The organism is Colwellia sp. MB02u-10, assembly GCF_014077185.1.
GTDB lineage: Bacteria > Pseudomonadota > Gammaproteobacteria > Enterobacterales > Alteromonadaceae > Cognaticolwellia.
Window position 1 is genome coordinate 90395 of the sequence record NZ_JACGVK010000111.1, and the last position, 23500, is coordinate 113894.

Below are 23500 nucleotides of genomic sequence, written 5' to 3' on the forward strand. Positions count from 1 at the left end.
TTAACCACAATCAAGTATGCTTAAATTATCAGCGTTAATTAAAGTAGTCATTAAATTCATGGTCACTCAATCATTATTATGGCAATCACAGCAGCAGTCATCAGACTTTGCTGAACTGTGTAATGCCCTTTATGAACGAGAGTTAATCACTTTAGCCCGCAATGAATGTTTAGCGCTAGCAAGTTTACAAGGCAGAATTAAAAGCTTACCTCATTATGTTAAACGAACAGCATTCGCGTTATTAAAGGCACAAACACCACTGGAATTAGATATTCAAAATGCCAGTTGGTTAGCTAAGCAAGTGGCTAGGTCACCTGAAATAAGCCAATTATCGGCTTATGATGAAACTGTTATTGCTTGGTATAAAAGCCAACAACTAGTGCATGGTTTAGTGGTGCCTATCGCGTTAAATGGCCATGTTTTTCTCGATTGTATCGACCGAATTGATTTAGAAAAACAGCGATTTCGAACCAACGTTTATGGCTGGTTTTACTTAACGGATAACGAAACGGTCAGTGCTGCAACTAACAGGGTAAAAAATGAGGGTGACAGAGCAAGTGAGGCAGACATTGAAGCAGAGAGTAAAGCAGAGAGCGAAGTAACTCGTCAGAAAGTGAATTTACTTAAGCCAACGAAAAAAGTAATGAGCGCAGCGTGCGCTGGGCATCGTTGGAAAGATGGTCAAAAACTGCAGCCCATTATGCCTTCACTGCGAGAACTGTTATTGTCTTGCACCATTAATTGGCGTAATTTCAAACAACCTAGGGTAAATTAGCCTGACAATTGATTTTAAATCTTGTTGGGTGTTTACAGCAGACGGTACGTATTTATAATAGCGTATCAATATTATTTCTTCGATATCGACTTTATATACATTATGCGGCTGATCACGGCAGTTTTACTACTTTTTCTGGTACTTTTGCAATACCGACTTTGGTTTGGTAAAAACAGTGTGCCTGATTATCTAGCATTAGAAGAAGAAGTAACTCGCCAGCTCGCCAATAACAATAAGCTAAAGCAACGTAACAAATTACTTTATGCTGATACTGACGATTTAAAATCTGGCACGGAAGCGATTGAAGAACGTGCTCGCCATGAATTAGGACTAATCAAACAGGGTGAGACATTTTTCCGCGTCATTCCTAATGATGACGATGCCGACAAGAAGGAACGATTACGATAATGAGTAACTTATTAGGGCATTTTACTGTTGTAGTGCCCGCTGCAGGTGTTGGCAAACGCATGCGATCGTTTTGTCCAAAACAATATTTAACCATTGAAAACATAACTATTTTAGAACATACCGTTCAGCGTTTACTCAGCCACGAGGCAATTTCTCATGTCATTATTGCCCTAGGTGAAAACGATGAATATTTTCCTAGTACCAGCTTAGTTAATCATAAAAACATTACCTGTGTTACGGGCGGCAAAGAGCGTGTTGATTCGGTACTTGCCGGTTTAAAAAATTTACATGCTGGCCAAGAACAATGGGTGTTGGTGCATGATGCAGCAAGACCTTGTGTTCGACATCAAGATTTAACCCGCTTAATTAACTACTGTATTGAAAACGATCATGGCGGCCTATTAGCAAGCCCCGTTCGCGATACCATGAAGCAAGCGAATACCGAGCAATTAGTAGCAACCAGCTTGGATCGCAGCCAAATGTGGCATGCGCTGACGCCACAAATGTATAAAACGCTTGAACTAACCGCTGCTATTACTGCGGCTTTAGCAAAAGGGATCAGTATTACCGATGAATCATCAGCGATGGAAGCATCGGGTTTTGCAAGCGGTTTAGTCAATGGCAGCAGTGACAATATAAAAATTACCCAGCCAGAAGATTTGTTTTTAGCTGAGTTTATTCTTAACCAACAAAAAAATAATTTACAATCAGAGGTAGTATGCGAATAGGTCACGGTTTTGATGTTCATCAATTTGGTGGTGCAGGGCCATTAGTTTTAGCGGGTGTTGTTATACCTTATGAATTTGGTTTTATTGCTCACTCTGATGGTGATGTGGCTATTCATGCCTTATGTGATGCCATTTTAGGGGCATTATGTTTAGCCGATATTGGTAACCATTTTCCTGACACTGATGACCAATACGAGAATATATCTAGCCGTATTTTATTGCGCCATGTGGTTGGTTTAATGCAAGGAAAAGGCTACGGCTTAGGTAATGCGGACATTACTGTTTGTGCGCAAGCACCAAAAATAGCACCGCACCTTTTAGCCATGCGAGAATGTTTAGCACAAGATTTACAAGCAGATATCGAACAAGTCAATGTCAAAGCAACCACCACTGAAAAGTTAGGCTATGTGGGTCGTAAAGAAGGCATTAGCGTGCATGCTGTTGTATTATTGATAAAAACTGAACCTAACAGTAAGTTAAATACAGTTGCAGAGCCGATTAAACAAGACGAAAAAAAAGTACCAAAGCCCGATGTTCAAAGTGAATTGAAAGCACCAGAGCCAGCCGTTAAAAGCGATAAAACAGTAGCTGAGCCAAGCCAATCTCCCCTGCCTGAATTTTCCTATTTATATGGTAAACCAAAATCTACCGGCTTGTTGCGTCGTCATAGGTCAGACTTTAAAGTTTTTGAACAAATTCCCTTTGAACCTTGTGGTGAAGGTGAACATCTTTTTATTCATATTCGAAAAACTGGCGCCAATACCGCTTTTGTTGCCAAGCAATTAGCGCAATATTTTTCCGTGAAAGAATCGTTAGTTTCCTATGCCGGTTTAAAAGATCGCTTTGCGGTTACTGAGCAATGGTTTGGTGTGCATGTTCCCGGTAAGCAAAATTATGATTTAAGTGACGTAAACATCGAAGGTGTCGAAGTTTTATCCTATAAACGCCATAACAAAAAATTGCGTATTGGCGGTTTAGACGGTAATCGTTTTGAAATCACGCTACGTGACGTGACTGAAATTGACGAGCTAATAAGACGTTGGCACGTAGTGACTAATTTTGGCGTACCAAACTATTTTGGTGAACAACGCTTTGGTATCAATGGCGGCAATATTGAAAAAGCCTTAGGCTTATTCTCCGGTCAAAAAGTTAAAGACAAGAAAAAACGTGGTATGTATTTATCGGCTGCACGTTCATTGATTTTCAACCAAATGGTGGGTCAACGTATCGAACAACAAAAATTCGACCGCTTAATGAATGGTGACGTCTTGATGTTAGCGGGAACACAGTCGGTATTTCTTGCTGATGTCATCGATGAAAGTTTACAAGCACGATTAGTTGAACATGATCTAGATATTACTGCCTCTATGTGGGGAGCGGGCGAATTAATGACCACAGGCGATGCGCGTATTTTTGAGCAAAGCATCGGCGATGGCCAGCCAGCATTTTGCGAAGGTTTACCGCGTTTTGGTTTGAAGCAAGAACGTCGTCGTATTCGCTTAACGATTAAAGACACTAACATTAGCGTAGATAACGATGTTGTAACCTTGTCATTTTTCTTGCCATCAGGTGCTTATGCCACCACCATTATGCGTGAGCTAATCGACTATAAAGATATGACCGAGCGGGTTGATGTGAGTGCAGCCAGGCACACAGCCCCTGCAACTAAGACCCAGACTAGCGCCCTAGATAACAACAAGGAGTTAAAAAGCTAACATGAGAATATTACTGAGTAATGATGACGGTGTTCATGCTGATGGCATTAAAGTGCTTTTTGACGAATTAGCCAAAATGTTTGATGTAACCGTAGTTGCGCCCGATAGAAATTGCAGTGGCGCAAGCAATTCGTTAACACTATTGAATCCATTACGAGCGCAGACATTAGAAAATGGCTTTATTTCTGTCAATGGTACACCCACTGATGCGGTGCATTTAGGTGCAGCCCAATTAATGCAGCCGAAACCTGATTTAGTGGTAGCGGGTATTAATCACGGTGCTAATTTAGGTGACGATACTATTTATTCAGGTACGGTAGCAGCAGCAACCGAAGGGCGTCATTTAGGTATGCCTGCAATAGCGGTGTCGCTAGTATCTTCAGATCCCAAACATTTTCAAACCGCAGCCGTTGTAACCGCCAAGTTTATTGAGCGTTTGCAGTTGCACCCGCTGCCAAGTGATCAAATTATTAATATTAATGTGCCTGATGTGCCGCTAGATGAATTAAAAGGTATTCAGGTCACACGTTTAGGTAACCGCCATAAAGCGGAAACCATGAAAAAGGTGCAAGACCCTTGGCAACGTGATATTTATTGGTATGGCCCATTAGGAAAAGAACTTGATGCTGGCGTGGGGACTGATTTTCATGCCATAGCTAATGGTTATGCATCAATTACCCCATTAACCATAGATATGACTGCTTATAAAAGCCTGGCAAAAATGACCGAATGGATTAATGAACTTTCACTATGAGACAAAGTAATATCAATACCCGAGTAGGCAGTAATATCGGCGGAAAGTCGAGTCGAAGTGGAGAATTACTGGCGCAAAAATTATTGGCTGAAGGGATTAAAAATCAACAAGTATTACAGGCTATTGCCCGTTCGCCTCGGCATATTTTTGTGCCTGAAATTCTAGCGCATAAAGCCTATGACAATACGGCGCTACCGATTGGCCAAGGGCAAACCATATCACAACCCTATATAGTGGCAAAAATGTCAGAGCTGTTACTTGCTGATGGCGTACCAGACAGCATTCTAGAAATAGGTACGGGCTCTGGCTATCAAACCTCCATATTGGCGCAGTTATCAGCTAAGGTGTTTACTGTTGAACGTATTAAGTCGTTGCAATGGCAAGCAAAACGAAGATTACGCACGATGGATTTACATAATGTGGCAATGAAACATGGTGATGGTTGGCAAGGTTGGCACAGCAAAGCCCCTTTTCAAGCCATTATAGTGACGGCGGCACCCAAAGAGGTGCCAGCGGCATTACTAGCCCAGCTAGCTGATGGCGGTCGCTTGATCATTCCTGTTGGTGAACAAAACCAAGTTTTGAAGTTAATTACTCGTCATGGCGATGAATACAAAGAGCAGCAAATTGAAGCTGTTCGTTTTGTTCCTCTTGTACCGGGCGCTTTAGGATAATTTGTGAAAATATTTTCTGCATTATATGAATGGACACTTAAGTGGGCTGAGCATAAGTTTGCCCCTAGAATTTTAGCGCTACTGACCTTTGCTGAGTCGGTTTTTTTCCCGATTCCACCCGACGTTTTATTAGCCCCTATGGTACTGGCGCAGCGTGATAAAGCCTGGCGTTTTGCCACGATAACTACCATTGCTTCAGTGCTCGGTGGAATGGTAGGTTACGGCTTAGGTTATTTGATGTTTGAACCGTGGATCCAACCCTTAATTACTGAATTTGGTTATCAGGCGCGCTTTGATAAAGCCATGTTGTGGTTTAGTGAGTGGGGTGTGTGGGTGGTATTTATTGCTGGTTTTTCTCCTATCCCTTATAAGTTATTTACCGTGAGTGCTGGCTTTTTAAATATGGCATTTTTACCCTTCTTATTAGCGTCATCGATTGGTCGCGGCATGCGATTTTTCCTGGTAGCCGGTGTTATTCGTTGGGGCGGAGCGCCGATGGAACAAAAAATTAGACAATGGGTTGATGTCTTAGGTTGGTCGGTTGTTAGCGCGATTATTATTGCCTATATTGCGACACGATAAGGACGTTATTTTTGTTATGACGAGATGGATGCAAGGTAACTTATTTAACGCTAATAACCTACTAGCGTTCATAATGATATTAGCGTTAAACGGCTGTTCAAGTCGTAATAAACCTGCACCTGTTGTTGACGTACAAGGCTCTCTTCCTCTTAGTCAAAGACTCAAAAATAGCGTCAGTGGCACTGAGTATATCGTTAAGAAAGGCGAAACATTATATTCAATAGCATGGCGTGCAGATGTCGATATTCGTACCTTAGCGAAGATCAATAATATCAAAGCGCCATACAATATTTATCCGCAACAAAAATTAATGTTAACAAAAAGAAAATTAAATGCTAACTTGAAAAGTCAAAAAAATAAGACCTTCAATACGTCAAAACAAAAAGTTATAAAAAAACCTATTGCACAGAAGAAAAAGCAGGAGTATGGTAAAAATGTAGCTGATGAAAAAATCAGCAAAAAAGTGCTGCAACATGCGGCATTTTCACAAAAAATTAGAAAATGGCGGTGGCCTGCGAAAGGAAAAGTTATTCATAATTTTTCCACCACAAAGCAAGGAAATAAAGGAATCGACATTGCGGGGCGACGCGGTGATTCGGTGAAAGCAACTGCAGATGGAAAGGTAGTTTATGCCGGTGATGCGCTACAAGGATACGGCAAGTTAGTCATTGTTAAACATAACGAAGACTATCTCAGCGCTTATGCCCATAACGATCACATTCTAGTCAAAGAACAGCAAGTTGTAAAAGCCGGTCAAGTGATTGCCAAAATGGGTGATACTGACGCTGAAAGAGTCATGCTTCATTTTGAAGTTCGCTTTCGCGGGAAATCAGTTAATCCTATGAAGTATTTGCCGAAATAATAATAAAAATTTACCAATAATAACTCGAGGTTAATGTGAATAATTAGTCAGTAAATTTAGCTAATGCTAAATAGGGAGATATAACATGGGCATAAAAAAACAAATAGAATGTTCTGATCTTGCAGTGAAAGAAAAGCCAAAAAGTACTGAGGTAGAAGTACCTGAAGAGAGCCCGTCTAATTTAGATGCAACACAAATATATTTAAGTGAAATAGGATTTTCACCATTATTAACCGCCGAAGAAGAAGTCTACTTTTCTCGCCTTGCCCTAAAAGGTGATGAACGCTCTCGCAAACGCATGATAGAAAGTAATCTTCGTTTAGTGGTAAAAATTTCTCGCCGTTACAACAATCGTGGCTTACCTTTATTAGATTTAATCGAAGAAGGCAACTTAGGCCTGATACGTGCTGTTGAAAAATTTGATCCGGAACGTGGCTTTAGATTTTCAACCTATGCGACTTGGTGGATTCGACAAACCATTGAACGCGCCATTATGAATCAAACTCGTACTATTCGATTACCCATTCATGTGGTCAAAGAACTTAATATTTATTTACGCACAGCCCGTGAGTTAGTGCAAAAGCTTGATCATGAGCCAACAGCTGAAGACATTGCTTTTGAGCTTAACGTACCCGTGGAAAGTGTCAGTAAAATGCTGCGCTTGAACGAGCGTATCGCTTCAGTTGACTCGCCATTTGGCGGTGAAGGTGAAAAAGTTTTATTAGATGTTATTCCAGATGAAACAGCTGGCAGCCCGGAAACAAAATTACAAAACAATGATATTAAACATAGCATTGTAGATTGGCTGAATGAGCTTAACTCTAAACAACGAGAAGTACTAGCAAGAAGGTTTGGCTTGCTAGGCTATGAAGCCGCAACATTAGAAGATGTAGGTGTCGAAATAGGCTTAACACGCGAACGTGTGCGCCAAATTCAAGTTGAAGCATTAAAACGTCTGCGTGATATTTTAAGCCAACAAAACTTGTCGATTGAAGCGCTATTTCAAGAATAGTGCGATAGGCTCAAGTTCAGTGAATAAACAAAAAACCAGCGATTGCTGGTTTTTTTAGAGTTACATTTTATGAGTAATGTACCTGCCTATACATTTGTATCAGGAGGTCATTTTAGACATAATTACCATCTGAGGCAGATGTTTGTTGTAGGTCGGACCTTAGTCCGTCAACCGTTTAACGAGCAATTAACTCGATGGGCCAACAAATATCGGCAGTAGCTGTTTTTTGTAGGTCGGACTTCAGTCCGTCAACCGTGTAGCGAGCAATTAACTCGAAGGACCAACAAATATCAGCAGTAGCTGTTTTTTGCAGGTCGGACTTCAGTCCGTAAACCGTGTAGCGAGCAATTAACTCGAAGGACCAATAAATATCAGCAGCAGCTGTTTTTTGCAGGTCGGACTTCAGTCCGTCAACCGTGTAGCGAGCAATTAACTCGAAGGACCAACAAATATCAGCAGCAGATGTTTTTTGTAGGTCGGACTTTAGTCCGTCAACCGTTTAGCGAGCGATTAACTCGATGGGTCAACAATATCGGCAGCAAATATTTTTCGTATGTCGGACTTTAGTCCGTCAACCGTGTAGCGAGCAATTAACTCGATGGATCAACAAATATCAGCAGCAGATATTTTTTGTAGGTGGGTATTTTGCCGAAAACAGTTAAATTTTATTTAACTCGACGGATTAAAGTCCAATATTGAATCCTATATTGCCACGGATGACAATATAGGATTGGGTAGTCGTTATCTAGGTTGGCATTGATGCTGTCAACCCGCACAGATTAAAGCCGATCTACACTTTAATCTAAGCTAGCTGCATAGGCATGCTAATGTAAATAGTCCCCTTTTTTAAATTAATTCTTTTAATTTATATAATAAATCTAAGGCCATTTTAGGGCTCAAGTCGTTCACCTCTATTGCACTTAGCTGTTCAACAACAGGGTGTTGGCTATCCATGAGAGACAGCTGTTCAAAAGCTTGGGGAACAGCACTCATCACCGAAGGTGCTTGCATATTTTCAAGTTCAGTTAAGCGTTGTTTTGCCCGCACAATGACACTTTTTGGCACGCCAGCAAGTTGCGCCACCTGTAAACCAAAACTCTTACTTGCAGCACCTTCTTGCACTGTGTGCATAAAGACAATGCTGTCACCATGTTCCACAGCGTCTAAATGAACATTCGCTAAAGTATCAATTTGTTCAGCCAGTAAGGTTAACTCAAAATAATGGCTAGCAAAAAGCGTGAAAGCTTTGGTTTTTATCGCTAGCATTTCAGCACAGGCCCAAGCCAGTGATAAACCGTCATAGGTACTAGTGCCTCGACCAATCTCATCTAACAAGACTAAACTTTTATTGGTGGCATTATGCAAAATATTAGCGGTTTCTGTCATTTCTACCATAAAAGTTGAACGACCACTAGCTAGGTCATCAGAAGCACCAATACGGGTGAAAATTCTATCTACCATGCCTATTTTGGCGGCACTTGCTGGTACATAACAACCTATATGCGCCAGTAGTACAATTAACGCTGTTTGGCGCATATAGGTAGATTTACCGCCCATGTTAGGGCCAGTAATAATCAGCATTTCTCTGCTGCTATTTAGCACTACTGGATTAGCAATAAAGGGCTCAGCGGTCATTTGTTCTACAACAGCATGACGTCCAGCTTCGATATTAATACCACTGGCTTCTTGCAGTATAGGTTTAACATAATTTAAGCTTTCGGCCCGTTCGGCAAAAGTATTTAAGACATCAATTTCAGATAGCGATTGCGCAAGGAGCTGCAATTTTTCTAACTCAGGTAATATTTGCTCAAATAACGCTTCATACAAGCGCTTTTCAAGGGCAAGAAATTTACTTTGCGCGGAGAGCACTTTCTCTTCATGTTGCTTTAATTCGTTAGTAATAAAGCGTTCGTTATTTTTTAAGGTTTGTCGGCGAATATAATCATCAGGTACATCAATGGCTGCAGTGCGACTCATTTCTATATAGAAACCATGGACTCTATTATAGCCAACTTTGAGTGATTGAATGCCGGTACGTTCTTTTTCGCGTGCTTCAAGTTGCGCTAAAAACTCGGTTGCACCATCGCTTAAATCTCGCAGTACATCTAATTCGTCGTTATAACCTGGGGCGATAACGCCACCGTCACGAATTAATACCGGTGGGTTTTCCACAATAGCCCTTTCTAATAGTGCTTGTGTTGCCGGTATAGGCTGACACTGTTCAACTAATGCCGCTAAATGCGGTTGAGTACAGCTAATCATAAGTGTTTGCAAATCAGGTAAATGCATTAAGGCATTGCGTAAACGTGCAAAGTCGCGCGGACGAGCTGATCGCAAAGCAATACGGGAAACAATACGTTCAATGTCACCAAATTGCTTTAAGTCAGCGTTGAGTTCAAAGGGTAAGTCTTGCTGTAATATTTCTTCAATTGCATTTTGACGATTATTTAGTGTATTTAGCTCGCGCAGTGGAAAGTGTAACCAACGCTTTAGTAATCTAGAACCCATGGGGGTAGCGGCTTTATCAAGAATTGAGGCTAGAGTATTTTCATTACCCCCTTGCAGGTTTTGGGTTAATTCCAAATTACGGCGAGTGGCGGCGTCAAGGATAACGGCAGTCGATGAGCTTTCACCAATAATGGCTCTAATATGCGGTAGTGCAGTACGCTGACTATCTTTAACATATTGAAATAAACAACCTGCAGCAGCTATACCTAGCGGTTTATCTTCAACGCCGAAGCCTGACAATGACTGAGTACCAAATTGTTTATTAAGTAAGGTTTTACTAGTGTCTAAATCAAACTCCCAATCTGGGCGTCGACGCAAACCTTTGCGACCAGCAATAATACTAGTGGCGACTAATGATTCTGGATATAACAATTCTGCCGGTGATAAACGCTGTAGCTCGGCTTGAACTTGCTCTTCAGTTTTAGGCTCAACCAGCACAAAACGGCCACTGGTCATATCTAAATAAGCGAGGCCAAAACCTTGCAGTGTTTGATGAACAGCAACAATCAAATTGTCTTGTCGGTCACTAAGCAGCGCTTCATCACTCACTGTGCCAGGTGTAACCACACGTACAACCTTTCGCTCTACTGGACCTTTGCTAGTAGCGGGATCGCCAATTTGTTCACAAATAGCGACTGACTCACCTAATTTGACTAACTTAGCTAAATAACCTTCCACCGCATGATAAGGCACGCCAGCCATTGGAATAGCATTACCGCCAGTTTTTCCACGTGCAGTTAATGAGATATCAAGCAAATCAGATGCCTTTTTAGCATCATCAAAAAAAAGTTCATAAAAATCCCCCATACGATAAAAAATTAAAATATTAGGAAATTCCGCTTTAATAGTCAGGTACTGACGCATCATAGGGGTGTGAGAGGAAAGGTCTTTTGTTATTGTTGTCATTGAACTGCCGTAACTAAAATTGATGAAGGTATTAAGGACATAGATTATGTCATAAGGCAGGCGATCAAATCTTTCTATTTTTGAGAAAAATCATCAGTAAGTTAATCATATAAAGCCACTATGTAACTACTGATAACTATATTAGTAACTTTTTAATTTAAAATTTCATAAAGTTACTAACTCCAATAAACTTCTTATTTTTCAATTAGTAAAATCTATAAGTTGTTTTGTTTTTATATGTAAATAAAATAATATAATAAAAACCTTGATACTGTACGACTATACAGTATACTTTGCTTCATCAAAACGAATTAAGCACCTAACCCCTCGTGGAGTAATAAATGGACGATAACAAAGAAAAAGCATTATCAGCTGCCTTAAGCCAAATCGAACGTCAATTTGGTAAAGGTTCTATCATGAAGTTAGGTGACAATAACACCATGGACGTTGAAACAATCTCTACCGGTTCATTAGGGTTAGATATTGCTTTAGGTGCTGGTGGCTTACCTCTAGGTCGTGTTGTTGAGATTTATGGTCCAGAGTCAAGTGGTAAAACAACGCTGACACTTGAAGTTATTGCTGAAGCACAACGTAATGGTAAAATTTGTGCATTTGTTGATGCTGAGCATGCACTTGATCCTGTCTATGCGGCAAAATTGGGCGTAGATATTAACGAATTGTTGGTTTCTCAACCGGATACGGGTGAGCAAGCGCTTGAAATTTGTGACATGTTAACTCGCTCAGGTGCTATTGACGTTATTGTTGTCGACTCGGTGGCTGCGTTAACACCCAAAGCTGAGATTGAAGGCGATATGGGTGATTCACACATGGGCTTACAAGCTCGTATGTTATCGCAAGCCATGCGTAAATTAACCGGTAATTTGAAAAAATCAAATACCATGATTATTTTTATCAACCAAATTCGAATGAAAATTGGTGTAATGTTTGGCTCTCCAGAAACCACAACAGGTGGTAACGCCTTAAAATTTTATGCTTCTATACGTTTAGATATACGCCGTATTGGCGCCGTTAAAAATGGTGACGAAATTATTGGTAATGAAACACGTGTTAAAGTGGTTAAAAATAAAATAGCACCACCTTTTAAGCAAGCTGAGTTTCAAATTCTATATGGTGAAGGTATTAATAGTTTAGGTGAGTTAGTTGACCTTGGCGTTAAAAATGAAATGGTTGAAAAAGCCGGCGCTTGGTATAGCTATAAAGGCGACAAAATTGGTCAAGGTAAAGCAAACGCAGCTAAATACTTGAAAGATAATCCTAAAATAGCAAAAGAAATTGATACACGTTTACGTGAAGCGCTACTATCAAAAAATAAACCACCTGAAGCGGCTGAAACAGATAAACCAGCTAAAGCAGCTAAAACAGCTAAAGCCACTGAAGAAGTTGTTAAATAATTATTAGCGAGTTTTACTTTTAATTAAAAAGCCACTGTAAAGTGGCTTTTTTTTAATATAAAAAGTGGGGTATGATCAGAAAACTGCCAATCTTCGCTATCTTGTTAGTTACTCCAGCATTACTCTAATGACATGTTTTCATCTAAGTATATGACTGCACAGCATATTCACCGCCATGTCAGTCGATGTTAAAAGCTAGGATTTTTATCGATACACTTTAGTAAACAGATACAAATTCGACGTTTTTTAACTTTGCCTAACTTGTTATAATAAATTAAAGACCCGTGACCAGCTCTCAATAACTTTAAGGTTTACCATTGCTTAATAATCACTCTCATTATTCCCTGCTTGAACATTACTTAAATCATAGCGAAAAACTTGACTGGGTAATTGCCACTATAGTAAATAAAGCGGGCTCAAGTTATCGCTCCCCCGGTGCTATTATGCTGGTTAATAGCGTGGGACAATCGCTTGGTTTAGTCAGTGGCGGCTGTTTAGAGGCCAATATTGTTTTACATGCGAAAAAAGTATTTGATAGCAAGAAAGCCCATTACGTTGTATACGATATGCTAGAAGAAGATGGCTATGCAGCAGAGCTAGGCGTAGGCTGCAAAGGTAAAATAGGCGTATTATTACAATATGTCACAGCTGCACATCAAGTATTATTTGCCGAGCTTTTTAAGCGCATGCAAGAGGGGCAAGCAAGCTATTTACAACAAACATTTTTAACTGATGAATCAACACCGCAGGCGTTAAATAACATCAGTTTGTTTGATAATGCTGGCCAGTTATTAACAACAACAGCTCAGGGGCAAGAAAGCGTTAAGCATGATGTCCTAAGGCAGATGATAAAGCAGGATACAGCACACAGCAATATCACCATTGGCCAAGATCAGCTGTCGATAACCAAAATATCAGCACCGACTAATTTATGGATTTTTGGTGGTGGCTCAGATGCTATTCCTTTAGTGTCGATGGCGGCCCAGATGGGCTGGCGGGTAACGGTTGTTGATCATCGCTCTAGCTATGCCCGCAGCAGCAGCTTTAAGCAGGCCTCAGAAATTTTTAGAATTCATCCCAACGACTTTTCTCAAATAGCACAATTTCGCCAACTTGATGCCGCCGTGTTGATGACGCACAATTTGAATTTGGACGCTGCTTGGTTAAGTTTGCTGCATGAAAATAATGTTGCAAAATATATTGGTTTATTAGGCCCGACAGAACGAAGAGGTAATGTTGAAACACTAGCTAATATTGAAGACAGAGCATGGTTAATGCGTCATGTTAATGGCCCTATTGGCCTTGATATTGGTGGTGAGTTGCCTGAGTCAATTGCCTTATCTATTTTAGCGCAATGTCACAGTATCTTACATCATCGCAGCGGTTTAGCCTTGTCAGGTAAATTTATTAATACTTAATTATCCCTTGCAGGAGCGACACGCTACTTTTTAGCTTAGTCCTTTAGTCTAATTTGTCGCTATTATCATTGCAGTTTTCAAATATATGGCTATTTTATTAAGGATAACCAATTAGTAAAATCATAGTTGGGAAAAATTAAAAGATCATTAATCTAAATGTTAGGTTAGAAAATAAAATGGCATCAAATACTAAGATCATCATTGCTGATGATCATCCTCTTTTTAGGCAAGCATTGGCATTAATGCTAAGATCTAGCTTTGTCTGTTCGTCCTTGCTTGAAGCTGAAACAATACCCGAATTGGAGCAAAAGCTAGCCAAAACATCTGATATTGATCTTATTTTATTGGATCTTGATATTCCGGGGGCTCAAGGCTTTAATACCCTTAGCCGTATCCGGCAGCTCTATCCTGAAATTGGTGTGGTTATTATTTCAGGTTTTGAAGAACTTCATACCATACGTAAAGCCATGAGTTTAGGCGCTGCAGGGTTTATTCCAAAATCGACACCTGTACCTGAAATGATCAAAGCGATTAATGACGTTATTCAAGGAAAGTTATGGATACCACAAGGCGATTATAATCCTGATGAGCAAGAGCTAGCGCATGAAGACAAGTTAGCGTCCTTAACGCCACAGCAGCATAAAATATTACTTATGTTTGCTGAAGGGTTACTCAACAAGCAAATTGCCTATGAGCTTTGTTTATCTGAATCGACTATTAAGAGCCATGCCAGTACTATTTTTTTAAAGCTAGGGGTGAAAAGTCGCACACAAGCAGTAATTTTGCTCAATGATCGCCAACAAGCTAATGCATCTTTTGTATAGTAAATGTTGACCATATTTTATTGTTCTCCTGAGTGTAGATCATCACTCAGGTTAGCTTGCTTATTGAGCTAGCCTTAAATGAGTGACTATGTACTTTGTTCAACCAATACGACTTTACTCCTTTTTACGGTTCAATAGTCCTTGCAAAATAATATTAGTCGCACGCTTTACGCTGATTTCTCCAGCGTACTAAAAGTTTACCTACGGTTTGTCACCGGTTTGAGTCAGTCATATTCTTTACTACGATGTAAAATTGTCTGGGATATAGTTTCTTTCAAGTTCTTTCGTCAGTAAAGAGCTCATGAGCGCACGCAAGGATATAGGCTTAACTATTTTTCTTAAGTAACCGATATCAGTTTGCTGTGTTTGCACTAAAACCGCTTCATCGGTGGTGGCGGTAATTAAAATAGCTGGTAGAGGATAATGACTTTCTGCTCGTAAATATTTGATTAACTCAATGCCATTAAAGTTGCATTTATCAGTACTATTACCCTTGTTTTTAATTTGCTTGAAGCCAATGTTAGAGGTAGGTTTGCTAGCGAAATCTTGCTCAACTAATTGATAATCAACGAGTAAAATATCTATTTCTTCTTCATGTTTACGATAAATTTCAATGGCTTGTTCGGCATCTATGGCACTATAAACGCGGCATTTCCATGCCGATAACAAATCTCTCATACCCGAGAGTACGTCAGGCTCATTATCAATGCACAGTACACCAACACCTTGTAAGCTGGCACTCGCTCGTAACGGTTGACGTTGTTGCTGCTGTGGTACAGCTACAATGGGAACGTTTACGCTAAATAAGCAGCCATGGCCTGATGCTGATTTTAGGTCCAGTTTATGAGTTAAAATTTCAGCGAGACTTTGCGCAATATTAAGGCCTAAACCTAAACCTTTAGGGCCAACCAACTTTGTCGAGAGTTGGGTGAATTGTTCAAATACCTGCTGCTGTTTGTTTTCTGGTATCCCAGGACCGTTGTCTAAAACTTGCAGGCAAAGTTGTTGTCCTTGACGACGACAGCCGAGTAGCACTTTACCGTGATTAGCGTAGCGAAAAGCATTACTGAGAAAATTTTGAATAATTCGTGATAATAAGGTGAAATCACTTTTAATGAATAAGTGACTAGAGCGGCAGTGAAAATCAATTTGGTAATCTGTGCTCAGTACCGAAAATTCAGAATGTAGCATAGAGAATAATCGCTTTACTGGAAATATAGTAATATCAGGGCTGATATTACCACTTTCAATACGTGCGATTTCATTCAAGTCGAGCAGTAAATTATTAGCAATTTCCAATGAATTATCAATTTTCTTGATTTGCTCTCGCTCCTGTTCAGACACTTTGGGACTAAGACTGACTGCTGAGGAAAATAAGCGAGCAGCAGACAGTGGTTGCAATAAGTCATGGCTACAAGCGCGTAAATATTTACTCTTTTTTAAATGAGCTTGCTCAGCCTTAAGCTGCGCATTAGCTAAATTTATATTGGCTTTTTCAAGTTCTAAATTCGCTTCTTCTAACTCTTTTGTTCTAACTAGTACCCGACTTTCAAGGTCGGTGTTTTCTTCTTTTAGATATTTCTCAGCTCGCCTGTACTCTGTAATGTCAGAAAAAATCATTACAAATCCGCCGCCGGGAATAGGATTACCTTCAATATTAATAATCTTTCCATTTGACAATTGTCGTTCAGATTTGTGTTTACTACCGGCGCGAATATATTGCAACCGCTTTTGTACTTGTGACTCAATGTCGTGAATGTAACGTTTTTGATTACTCAGGTTAAAACGAATAAGTCGGCTAATAGGGCAGCCAATATAAATAAAGTCTTGAGGATAATTAAAAATATCCAAGTATTGTTTATTCCAAGCCACCAAGTTCAGCTTACCGTCAATAACAGAAATGCCCTCACTGGTATTTTCAATCGCGCCTTGTAACACTGAACGGCTAAATTCTAGCTGTTGAGTTGAGTTGTCTTCAACAATTTTAGCCACTTGGTCAAAGGCAATTTCTCTTCCGCCCAAGGCGAATGAAATAACCAATTTTGCTGACGCCGATCCGATAACACTGGCAAGAGTATTTTCGGCATGAAATATCAAGGCATCATTTTTGGTTTTATGCTTTTTATTTTTATGTAGTAGTTTAAAATTTGCAATACATTCGGACGACTTTTCTTCGCCAATAAAGCGTGCAATTAGGTATTCTAACTCTAGAATGTCTATTTTTGGTTGTTTAGGTAAACAAGATTGATGGTGTTTATCTTGTTTGTAAAAAAATTTACTTTGCATTTCCTCGCGAATGCTTTGCCGTGTTAACAACGACACTACCGTAAGTACTAAAATATTAATCAATAGGCCAAATAGCGTGACAATAGTGGTTGCAGATAATGCCGAACCCGCTAACGGATGAGTATAAAAACCTAATTGCGGTAACAAGTTAAACAAGACCCAAATAGCAAAGCCACTTCCAATACCCCATAGCACCCCTTTTTCAGTTGCTCGCCGCCAGAAAAAAGCGGCAATTAACGCCGGACCAATTTGCGCTATTGCGCCAAAAGCAACTTCACCCAAAGAAGAAAGGGTATCTGGTGGCGACAACAAGAGCATGCCATAGCTTAGCGTTATGACCGTAATAACTAAGGCCTTACGAATGCGTAGTAGCCGAGATTGAAAATGTAAAAAGTCCTGCTGCTTCTGTGGTGATAACTTAAACATTAACGGAAAAACAATTTCGTTACTTAACATGGTACTTAAAGCGATTGTCGAAACAATAACCATAGAACTGGCCGCTGACACGGCGCCGAGAAAAGCAAATAGTGATAACCACACTTGACCATTATAGGCGGGTAAAAACAACACGTAAGCGTCGGCGTCTAAAGATTGACCATAATTTAACGTACCTGCAAGGCCTATCGGGCCAGCAAAAAAGGCAAATACTAGAATGTATGCGGGTAGCAACCAGCGTGCAAGGTTGCTATTTTTTTGCTCTTTTATTTCAACAAACATCACTTGGAATTGGCGTGGTAAGCAAAGGCATGCTGACATAACAATAATCAGTAGACCTATCATGTTAATGAGGTTGTTCCCTTCAAATTGCTGACTAAGTGAAACATGATCTTGGGATAATCGCCAAATTTCGGCGGGTGAGTCATAAATATAAAATGAAACAAAAATGCCGACCATTAAAAAAGCAATGAGTTTAACCGCTGACTCAAAAGCAATAGCGATCATCACCCCTGGATGTCGTTCAGTAACATCTATGGTCCGAATGCCAAAAATAATAGTAAAACCAGCGAGAATAATGCTAACAATTAAGCCCAATTGCCATATGGGAAAGTCTTGATTTTGTTGTAGTATTTTATAGGAATAAACAATTGCTTTAAGTTGTAATGCAATATAAGGCAGGGTACCAATTAATGCCACAAGCGTGACAATAAACGCTAAGTTTTGCGACTTACCGAAACGTGCTGAAAGTAAATCTGCGATGGAAGTGATTTTTAATTTTAAACAAGTTTTAATAATACGTTGAATAAATGGCCAAGCAAAAACAAAGAGTAATATCGGGGCTAAATACACTGAAATGTAGGTAAAAGAACCGTGGGCAGCTTGTGCTGAAGTGCCTAAAAATCCCCATGAGGTACAGTAAACACCTAACGAGAGCGCATAGATAATCGCATGCTGTCTCTCGACCAATTTATGACGATATTTGCCGCCTAAATAAGCAATAAGAAACAGTAAACTTATGTAGCCAATACTGACACTTACTAGTAACCAATTAGAAAACATATCGTCCTTATTATCAGGTTCAAGTTATTGTTTTTCTCCATATTAACCGCTGCTATTTTGCCTCACAAGCCCAACAACATAACATTCGACTAAAGGACTAACCACAAGGTGCTAAGCCTTATATCCTATTGTCTATTTTTTTGACTGACCTAATAATGGTTGAACAAAAAATACAAGGGGAATAGCTAGATGTTTAACTCAAATTATAAAAAATTATTACTCGTATCTTCGATTATGGCTGCAACAACTTCTGCGTTTGCAGGCTATCAAATCGATTTAACAGAAAACGATAAATTAACCTTTGGTGGCTATATCAAAATAGATGCACGCTATGTCGATGGTGATGTTGCTTACCGAGATTTTTGGATTGGTGATGGTGCTCCGCTTGCACAAGATGCCTCGCAATTTAGAATTTTTGCTAATGAAACACGCTTTAATACTAAGTATGTGCATGGCGATGTTATGGGTTTTATTGAAATGGATTTTTGGGGCGGCGGTGGTAATGAAATTGTCTCTAACTCAGCGCACCCTAGAATTCGACATGCGTTTGTAAAATATAAAGATTTAACTGTTGGCCAAACATGGTCAACCTTTATGAATACCAGTGCCATTCCAGAGTCAGCCGATTTTGCCGGCGCGACAACTGGTTTGGTTTTTATTCGCCAAGGTCAAGTACGTTACAACGTTGGAAACTTCCAAGTGGCGCTTGAGAACCCTGAAAGTTGGGGTGGTGATACCGCTAATGACAGCGTACCTGATGTTATTGCGCGTTATAACTTTAAAGGCGACTGGGGTAGTGTTTCGGTATCCGGTTTAGCTCGACAATTAAATACCACGTTAGGTAATAGTGAATCTGCCTTTGGTGCCTCAATTGCTGGTCGTATTAAAACCACAGGCAAAGATGATATTCGCTTTCAAATTCATAAAGGTGAACTAGGTCGTTACGTCGGTGTTGCCGCTGTTAAAGACCTTTATGGCGAAGAAGTTGAAGATGTAACCTCGATACTCGTCGCTTACCGTCATTTTTGGAACGAGACACTGCGCTCAACGGTTTTGTACGGCAAAGTTGAAGGTGATATTTCTGATAGAGAGCGTTCTCAATGGGGCGTTAACCTGTTTAAAGACTTAACTAAAGAATTAGCGGTAGGTATAGAAGTGGGTAATTTCTCCATTGATGAACTAGATAAAGACTCTACGTACGTGCAAGCAACCATGAGGTACATGCTGTAATTTTTTATTACCTTATCAGTAATTTCTAATGTTTGATGTTTACGTAACTTTCCCAATCGTTGTTACGTGTTGGGAGGGGGCTTGCCCCCTCTCTTTTTTAAAGCATAAGTAGTATTAGAATTTCATTCCCATTTGAATTTAGGAGGTTGAGTATGACGACGTCAATACTCAATGTAGAGCAAATATCACTCGCGTTTGGCGGTGTTAAAGCCTTAACAGATGTTAGCTTTTCAGTAAAAAAAGGCTCAGTATTTTCCATTATTGGCCCCAATGGTGCGGGGAAAACCTCAATGCTCAATTGTATTTCTGGCCGTTATCAACCCAACAGCGGCAATATTACTTTTGGTGGTAACAACGTCACAGATTTGCGTCCTAATGATCGCGCGGATCTTGGCATGGGACGTACTTTTCAGAATTTAGCCTTGTTTGGTCATATGTCAGTGCTAGATAATATTATGGTTGGGCGTCATCATTTATTAAAAAATAACTGGCTTACTGGTCCCTTATATTGGGCATCAGGTGCACAAAAAGAAGAGTTAGAGCATCGCCGTAAGGTTGAAGAAGTTATCGACTTTCTAGAAATTTCACATATTCGAAAATCCATTGCGGGTACTTTGTCGTACGGGCTGCGTAAACGTGTTGAGCTTGCTCGTGCGATGGCGTTAAATCCTAAACTAATTCTCCTAGATGAGCCTATGGCTGGGATGAATTTAGAAGAAAAAGAAGACATGGCCAGATACATTCTCGACTTAAATGAAGAGTTTGGTATTACCGTGGTGATGATTGAACACGATATGGGCGTGGTTATGGATATTTCCCATGAAGTAATGGTGCTCGATTTTGGTAAAAAATTAATTTGTGGTTTACCTGAAGAAGTCATGGCTGATCCTTATGTTAAAAGAGCCTACTTGGGGCTCGAGGACGATGCAGATGAATCACCCGAACAACAAGAAAAATTAGAAGGGGTAAGCTGATGGCTGATGTGACCCAAACTAACAGCGACTTTGAAATGGGCGAATTAGATACTTTTCCAAAAATTTTACAGCACAACGCAGATAACTGGCCTGATGTTATTGCAATGCGTGAGAAAGAGTTTGGTATTTGGAATGAGTTCACTTGGACAGATTATAACAACCGAGTGAAATGGTTGACGCTTGGGCTATTAGATATGGGCGTTAGTCAAAGTGACGCTATCGCATTGTTAGGTGATAATCGTCCAGAATGGATTTGGGGCGAAGTTGCCGCACATGCTATGTGTTGTTATTCAATCGGCATATATCAAGACTCGATGCATGAAGAAGTTGTTTACTTACTTGAAAGTAGCGGTGCCACAGCAGTTATCGCTGAGAATGAAGAGCAATGTGACAAGTTACTTGAATTGGCTGACGATATTCCAAAGGTAAAGTTTATTGTTTATTGTGATCCAAGAGGCATGCGAAAGTATTCAGATCCAAGGTTGATAGATATTAATGTTGTTTATCAATTAGGGCAGAAAATAGAGCAAGAAAATCCCCAGCGCTATGCGCAATTAATTGCTGCGACAACGCCAGAAGAAATAGCGATTTATTGTACTACCTCAGGCACCACCTCTAAACCAAAAATTGCCCTATTAAATGGTGGCAATTTTATCAAACATTGTAGCGCTTATCTTAGGGCTGACCCTCGTAAACCCGGTGATAATTACGTCTCTGTGCTGCCATTACCTTGGATCATGGAGCAGGTTTATGCTCTAGGGCAAGCTTTGATTGCGCGTCAAATAGTTAATTTCGTTGAAGAACAAGAAACCTTAATGTCAGATTTACGTGAAATTGGGCCTAGTTTTGTGTTACTCGCACCACGTGTTTGGGAGGGTATTCTAGCTGACGTACAAGCGAGAATGATGGACTCAACGCCGCTAAAGCGAAAACTTTATAGCTACGCGATGAAACTGGCAGAAGCTAGCCAAGCACAAGGTAAAAAGTCGTGGCTTGCTGACATGTTATTAATGAAAGCATTACGCGATCGTCTTGGTTTTTCGTTTTTAAAGTCAGCCGCTACTGGCGGCGCTGCCATGGGACCCGATACCTTTAGGTTTTTTCAAACTATCGGCGTGCCTTTGCGTCAGCTTTATGGCCAAACGGAAATGTGTGGTGCTTATACCATTCACCATGAAGGTGATATTGATTATGACAGTGTGGGTTTCGCTTTTGATAACGCACAAATCAAAGTGATCAATACCGATGAAGCAGGCGTGGGTGAAATTATTTCTAAAACCGTTGGCATGTTTACTGGTTATTTAAATAATAAAAAAGCCTATGACGAAGATGTTATTGATGGTTGGATGCAAACGGGTGATGCGGGTTATTTTAAACCGTCAGGGCATTTAGTGGTTATTGATCGTATTAAGGATCTTGCTTGTACCAGTAATGGCGCGCAATACTCACCGCAATATATTGAAAACAAACTGAAATTTTCATCTTTTATTGGTGAAGCAGTTATTTTAGGTAAAGACCAGCCTTACTTGTCGGCCATTATTTGTATTCGCTTTAGCATTGTTGCTAAGTGGGCAGAGCAAAGTGGCTACGCTTTTACTAACTACACCAATTTATCTACGTTGCCAGAGGTTTATGCGAAGCTTGCCGAAGAAATTTCACGAGTGAATGAATCATTACCTGATGCGCAAAAAATTCATAAATTTCTTCTGCTTTATAAAGAGTTAGACGCTGATGATGGTGAATTAACACGCACCCGTAAAGTTCGTCGAAGTGTTATTGCTGAGAAATATGGCGACATTATTTCTGCCATTTATGACAACAAAGATGTGGTTGATATTGACACCACAGTAGTTTTCCAAGATGGCACAAAAACGCGGATTCAAACTCAACTTAACGTTACTTCGCTTATTGCCAATGAGCAGTCAAGCCAAGCAGCTATTGAACAAGCAAATACTGAAAGGAGAGCATCATGAATTTTGAACTATTAACACAGTTAGTCATCAATGGCCTCATTGTTGGCTTATTGTATGGCGTAGTAGGCATGTGTTTTGTCTTGGTTTATAAATCTACGCAAATTGTTAACTTCGCCCAAGGTGAGTTTCTTCTCATCGGTGCCTGGGTTTGTTGGGCAACATTGGTTTATTTGGAGTTGCCCTTTATTGTTGGTTTTTTACTGACCATGGTATTCATGGCTGGTTTTGGCATTTTGTTACAGATGATCGTTTTACGACCGATGATCGGCGAGCCTATTATTTCAGTGATCATGGTAACTATCGGTTTATCGATATTTTTCCAAGCGCTGATGAAATGGATATTTGGTGTTTCGGCACAAAGTTATCCGAAAGTATTTGAAACAGAGAGCATTCAAATAATGGGCTTAAATGTCGAAGTGGCGTACTTAATGAGTACCGTGATTGCGCTGATTATTATGGTGGCATTCTACTTATTCTTTAAACATTCCAAATATGGTTTAGCGATGCGAGCAACTGCTTTTGACCAGCAAATAGCACAAAGTTTGGGAATATCTGTTAAGCAAGTATTTGCGATGAGCTGGGGCATTGCGGCAACCGTTTCTGCTACAGCTGGTGTAGTTATTGCCATGGTGAGTGGTGTATCAAGCTCTCTTTCCGTTATGGGTATCAAAGTGTTCCCTGCTGTTATATTAGGAGGCTTAGACTCAATAATTGGTGCCATTGTCGGTGGTTTGATTATTGGCGTCTTGGAAAATGTGGCTGAATTTTTTGATAGTCAATATCTTCATATTGGCAATATGTATGACATAGCACCATTTTACGTATTACTCATCATCCTTTGGTTCAAGCCTTATGGTTTATTTGGCACCAAAGATATTGAACGGATTTAACATTTTTGTAAATTAAATCAAAATATTGTGCGCTACTTAAGTACCTTAGCGCTGATTTATAGCAAATACTAT

18 protein-coding genes and 1 pseudogene are annotated in these 23500 nt (G+C 40.0%); 17 read left to right on the forward strand and 2 right to left on the reverse strand.

Features of this window, described 5'->3' with window-relative positions:
- The first annotated feature begins 58 nt into the window (after nucleotides 1–58).
- From H4J59_RS07745 to rpoS, 10 genes and pseudogenes are all read left to right on the forward strand, one after another.
- Nucleotides 59–775 (forward strand): hypothetical protein, encoded by a 717-nt coding sequence (locus tag H4J59_RS07745; protein WP_182238243.1) that lies wholly within the window; start codon nucleotides 59–61, stop codon nucleotides 773–775.
- Nucleotides 776–877: 102 nt separating this feature from the next.
- Nucleotides 878–1183 carry a cell division protein FtsB gene (ftsB, locus tag H4J59_RS07750; protein ID WP_182238245.1) on the forward strand — a complete coding sequence of 102 codons (306 nt, stop codon included), beginning with the start codon at nucleotides 878–880 and terminating at the stop codon, nucleotides 1181–1183.
- Nucleotides 1183–1911, forward strand: coding sequence for a 2-C-methyl-D-erythritol 4-phosphate cytidylyltransferase (gene ispD / locus H4J59_RS07755; RefSeq protein ID WP_182238247.1), 729 nt, complete (start codon nucleotides 1183–1185; stop codon nucleotides 1909–1911). Before ftsB ends, ispD begins: the two co-directional genes overlap by 1 nt.
- Nucleotides 1902–2375, forward strand: a pseudogene (gene ispF / locus H4J59_RS07760) (2-C-methyl-D-erythritol 2,4-cyclodiphosphate synthase); the annotation flags it as partial. The gene ispD and the pseudogene ispF, both read left to right, overlap by 10 nt.
- A gap of 81 nt (nucleotides 2376–2456) precedes the next feature.
- The gene (gene truD, locus H4J59_RS07765; RefSeq protein WP_259369442.1) at nucleotides 2457–3626 is read left to right on the forward strand and encodes a tRNA pseudouridine(13) synthase TruD; all 1170 of its coding nucleotides are present in this window, start codon (nucleotides 2457–2459) and stop codon (nucleotides 3624–3626) included.
- Nucleotide 3627: 1 nt separating this feature from the next.
- The gene (surE, locus tag H4J59_RS07770; protein ID WP_182238249.1) at nucleotides 3628–4380 is read left to right on the forward strand and encodes a 5'/3'-nucleotidase SurE; all 753 of its coding nucleotides are present in this window, start codon (nucleotides 3628–3630) and stop codon (nucleotides 4378–4380) included.
- On the forward strand, nucleotides 4377–5054 hold the full coding sequence (locus H4J59_RS07775) for a protein-L-isoaspartate(D-aspartate) O-methyltransferase (RefSeq protein ID WP_182185295.1): 678 nt from the start codon (nucleotides 4377–4379) through the stop codon (nucleotides 5052–5054). The genes surE and H4J59_RS07775 overlap by 4 nt, the downstream gene beginning before the upstream one ends.
- A gap of 3 nt (nucleotides 5055–5057) precedes the next feature.
- Nucleotides 5058–5636 carry a YqaA family protein gene (locus H4J59_RS07780; RefSeq protein ID WP_182238251.1) on the forward strand — a complete coding sequence of 193 codons (579 nt, stop codon included), beginning with the start codon at nucleotides 5058–5060 and terminating at the stop codon, nucleotides 5634–5636.
- A gap of 73 nt (nucleotides 5637–5709) precedes the next feature.
- Nucleotides 5710–6498, forward strand: coding sequence for a peptidoglycan DD-metalloendopeptidase family protein (locus H4J59_RS07785; RefSeq protein WP_259369441.1), 789 nt, complete (start codon nucleotides 5710–5712; stop codon nucleotides 6496–6498).
- A gap of 85 nt (nucleotides 6499–6583) precedes the next feature.
- Nucleotides 6584–7510 (forward strand): RNA polymerase sigma factor RpoS, encoded by a 927-nt coding sequence (gene rpoS / locus H4J59_RS07790; protein ID WP_182238255.1) that lies wholly within the window; start codon nucleotides 6584–6586, stop codon nucleotides 7508–7510.
- A gap of 846 nt (nucleotides 7511–8356) precedes the next feature.
- Here the strand turns inward: rpoS and mutS are convergent.
- Nucleotides 8357–10924: a DNA mismatch repair protein MutS gene (mutS, locus tag H4J59_RS07795; RefSeq protein ID WP_182238257.1), complete on the reverse strand. Its 2568-nt coding sequence runs from the start codon at nucleotides 10922–10924 to the stop codon at nucleotides 8357–8359.
- A gap of 341 nt (nucleotides 10925–11265) precedes the next feature.
- Here mutS and recA point away from each other — a divergent pair, with 341 nt between their 5' ends.
- From recA to H4J59_RS07810, 3 genes are all read left to right on the forward strand, one after another.
- Nucleotides 11266–12336 carry a recombinase RecA gene (recA, locus tag H4J59_RS07800; protein ID WP_182238259.1) on the forward strand — a complete coding sequence of 357 codons (1071 nt, stop codon included), beginning with the start codon at nucleotides 11266–11268 and terminating at the stop codon, nucleotides 12334–12336.
- A 317-nt stretch (nucleotides 12337–12653) separates the two neighbouring features.
- The gene (locus H4J59_RS07805) at nucleotides 12654–13754 is read left to right on the forward strand and encodes an XdhC family protein (RefSeq protein WP_182238261.1); all 1101 of its coding nucleotides are present in this window, start codon (nucleotides 12654–12656) and stop codon (nucleotides 13752–13754) included.
- A 176-nt stretch (nucleotides 13755–13930) separates the two neighbouring features.
- Entirely contained in the window at nucleotides 13931–14578 is a 648-nt protein-coding gene (locus tag H4J59_RS07810; RefSeq protein WP_182238263.1) for a response regulator transcription factor, read from the forward strand.
- Between the two features lie 240 nt (nucleotides 14579–14818).
- Here H4J59_RS07810 and H4J59_RS07815 read toward each other — a convergent pair whose 3' ends face one another.
- A complete protein-coding gene (locus H4J59_RS07815; protein WP_182238265.1) occupies nucleotides 14819–18361 on the reverse strand; it encodes a PAS domain-containing hybrid sensor histidine kinase/response regulator in 3543 nt (1180 codons plus the stop codon).
- Between the two features lie 189 nt (nucleotides 18362–18550).
- On the opposite strand from H4J59_RS07815, the gene H4J59_RS07820 reads away from it, so the two are divergent.
- The 4 genes from H4J59_RS07820 to H4J59_RS07835 all read left to right on the forward strand — a co-directional run bounded on the left by H4J59_RS07820 (nucleotide 18551) and on the right by H4J59_RS07835 (nucleotide 23428).
- The gene (locus tag H4J59_RS07820; RefSeq protein WP_182238266.1) at nucleotides 18551–19591 is read left to right on the forward strand and encodes a DcaP family trimeric outer membrane transporter; all 1041 of its coding nucleotides are present in this window, start codon (nucleotides 18551–18553) and stop codon (nucleotides 19589–19591) included.
- Nucleotides 19592–19743: 152 nt separating this feature from the next.
- Nucleotides 19744–20565 (forward strand): ABC transporter ATP-binding protein, encoded by an 822-nt coding sequence (locus H4J59_RS07825; RefSeq protein WP_182238268.1) that lies wholly within the window; start codon nucleotides 19744–19746, stop codon nucleotides 20563–20565.
- Entirely contained in the window at nucleotides 20565–22538 is a 1974-nt protein-coding gene (locus H4J59_RS07830) for a long-chain fatty acid--CoA ligase (protein WP_220469755.1), read from the forward strand. The genes H4J59_RS07825 and H4J59_RS07830 overlap by 1 nt, the downstream gene beginning before the upstream one ends.
- Nucleotides 22535–23428 carry a branched-chain amino acid ABC transporter permease gene (locus H4J59_RS07835; RefSeq protein WP_182238270.1) on the forward strand — a complete coding sequence of 298 codons (894 nt, stop codon included), beginning with the start codon at nucleotides 22535–22537 and terminating at the stop codon, nucleotides 23426–23428. Before H4J59_RS07830 ends, H4J59_RS07835 begins: the two co-directional genes overlap by 4 nt.
- Nucleotides 23429–23500: the final 72 nt, after the last annotated feature.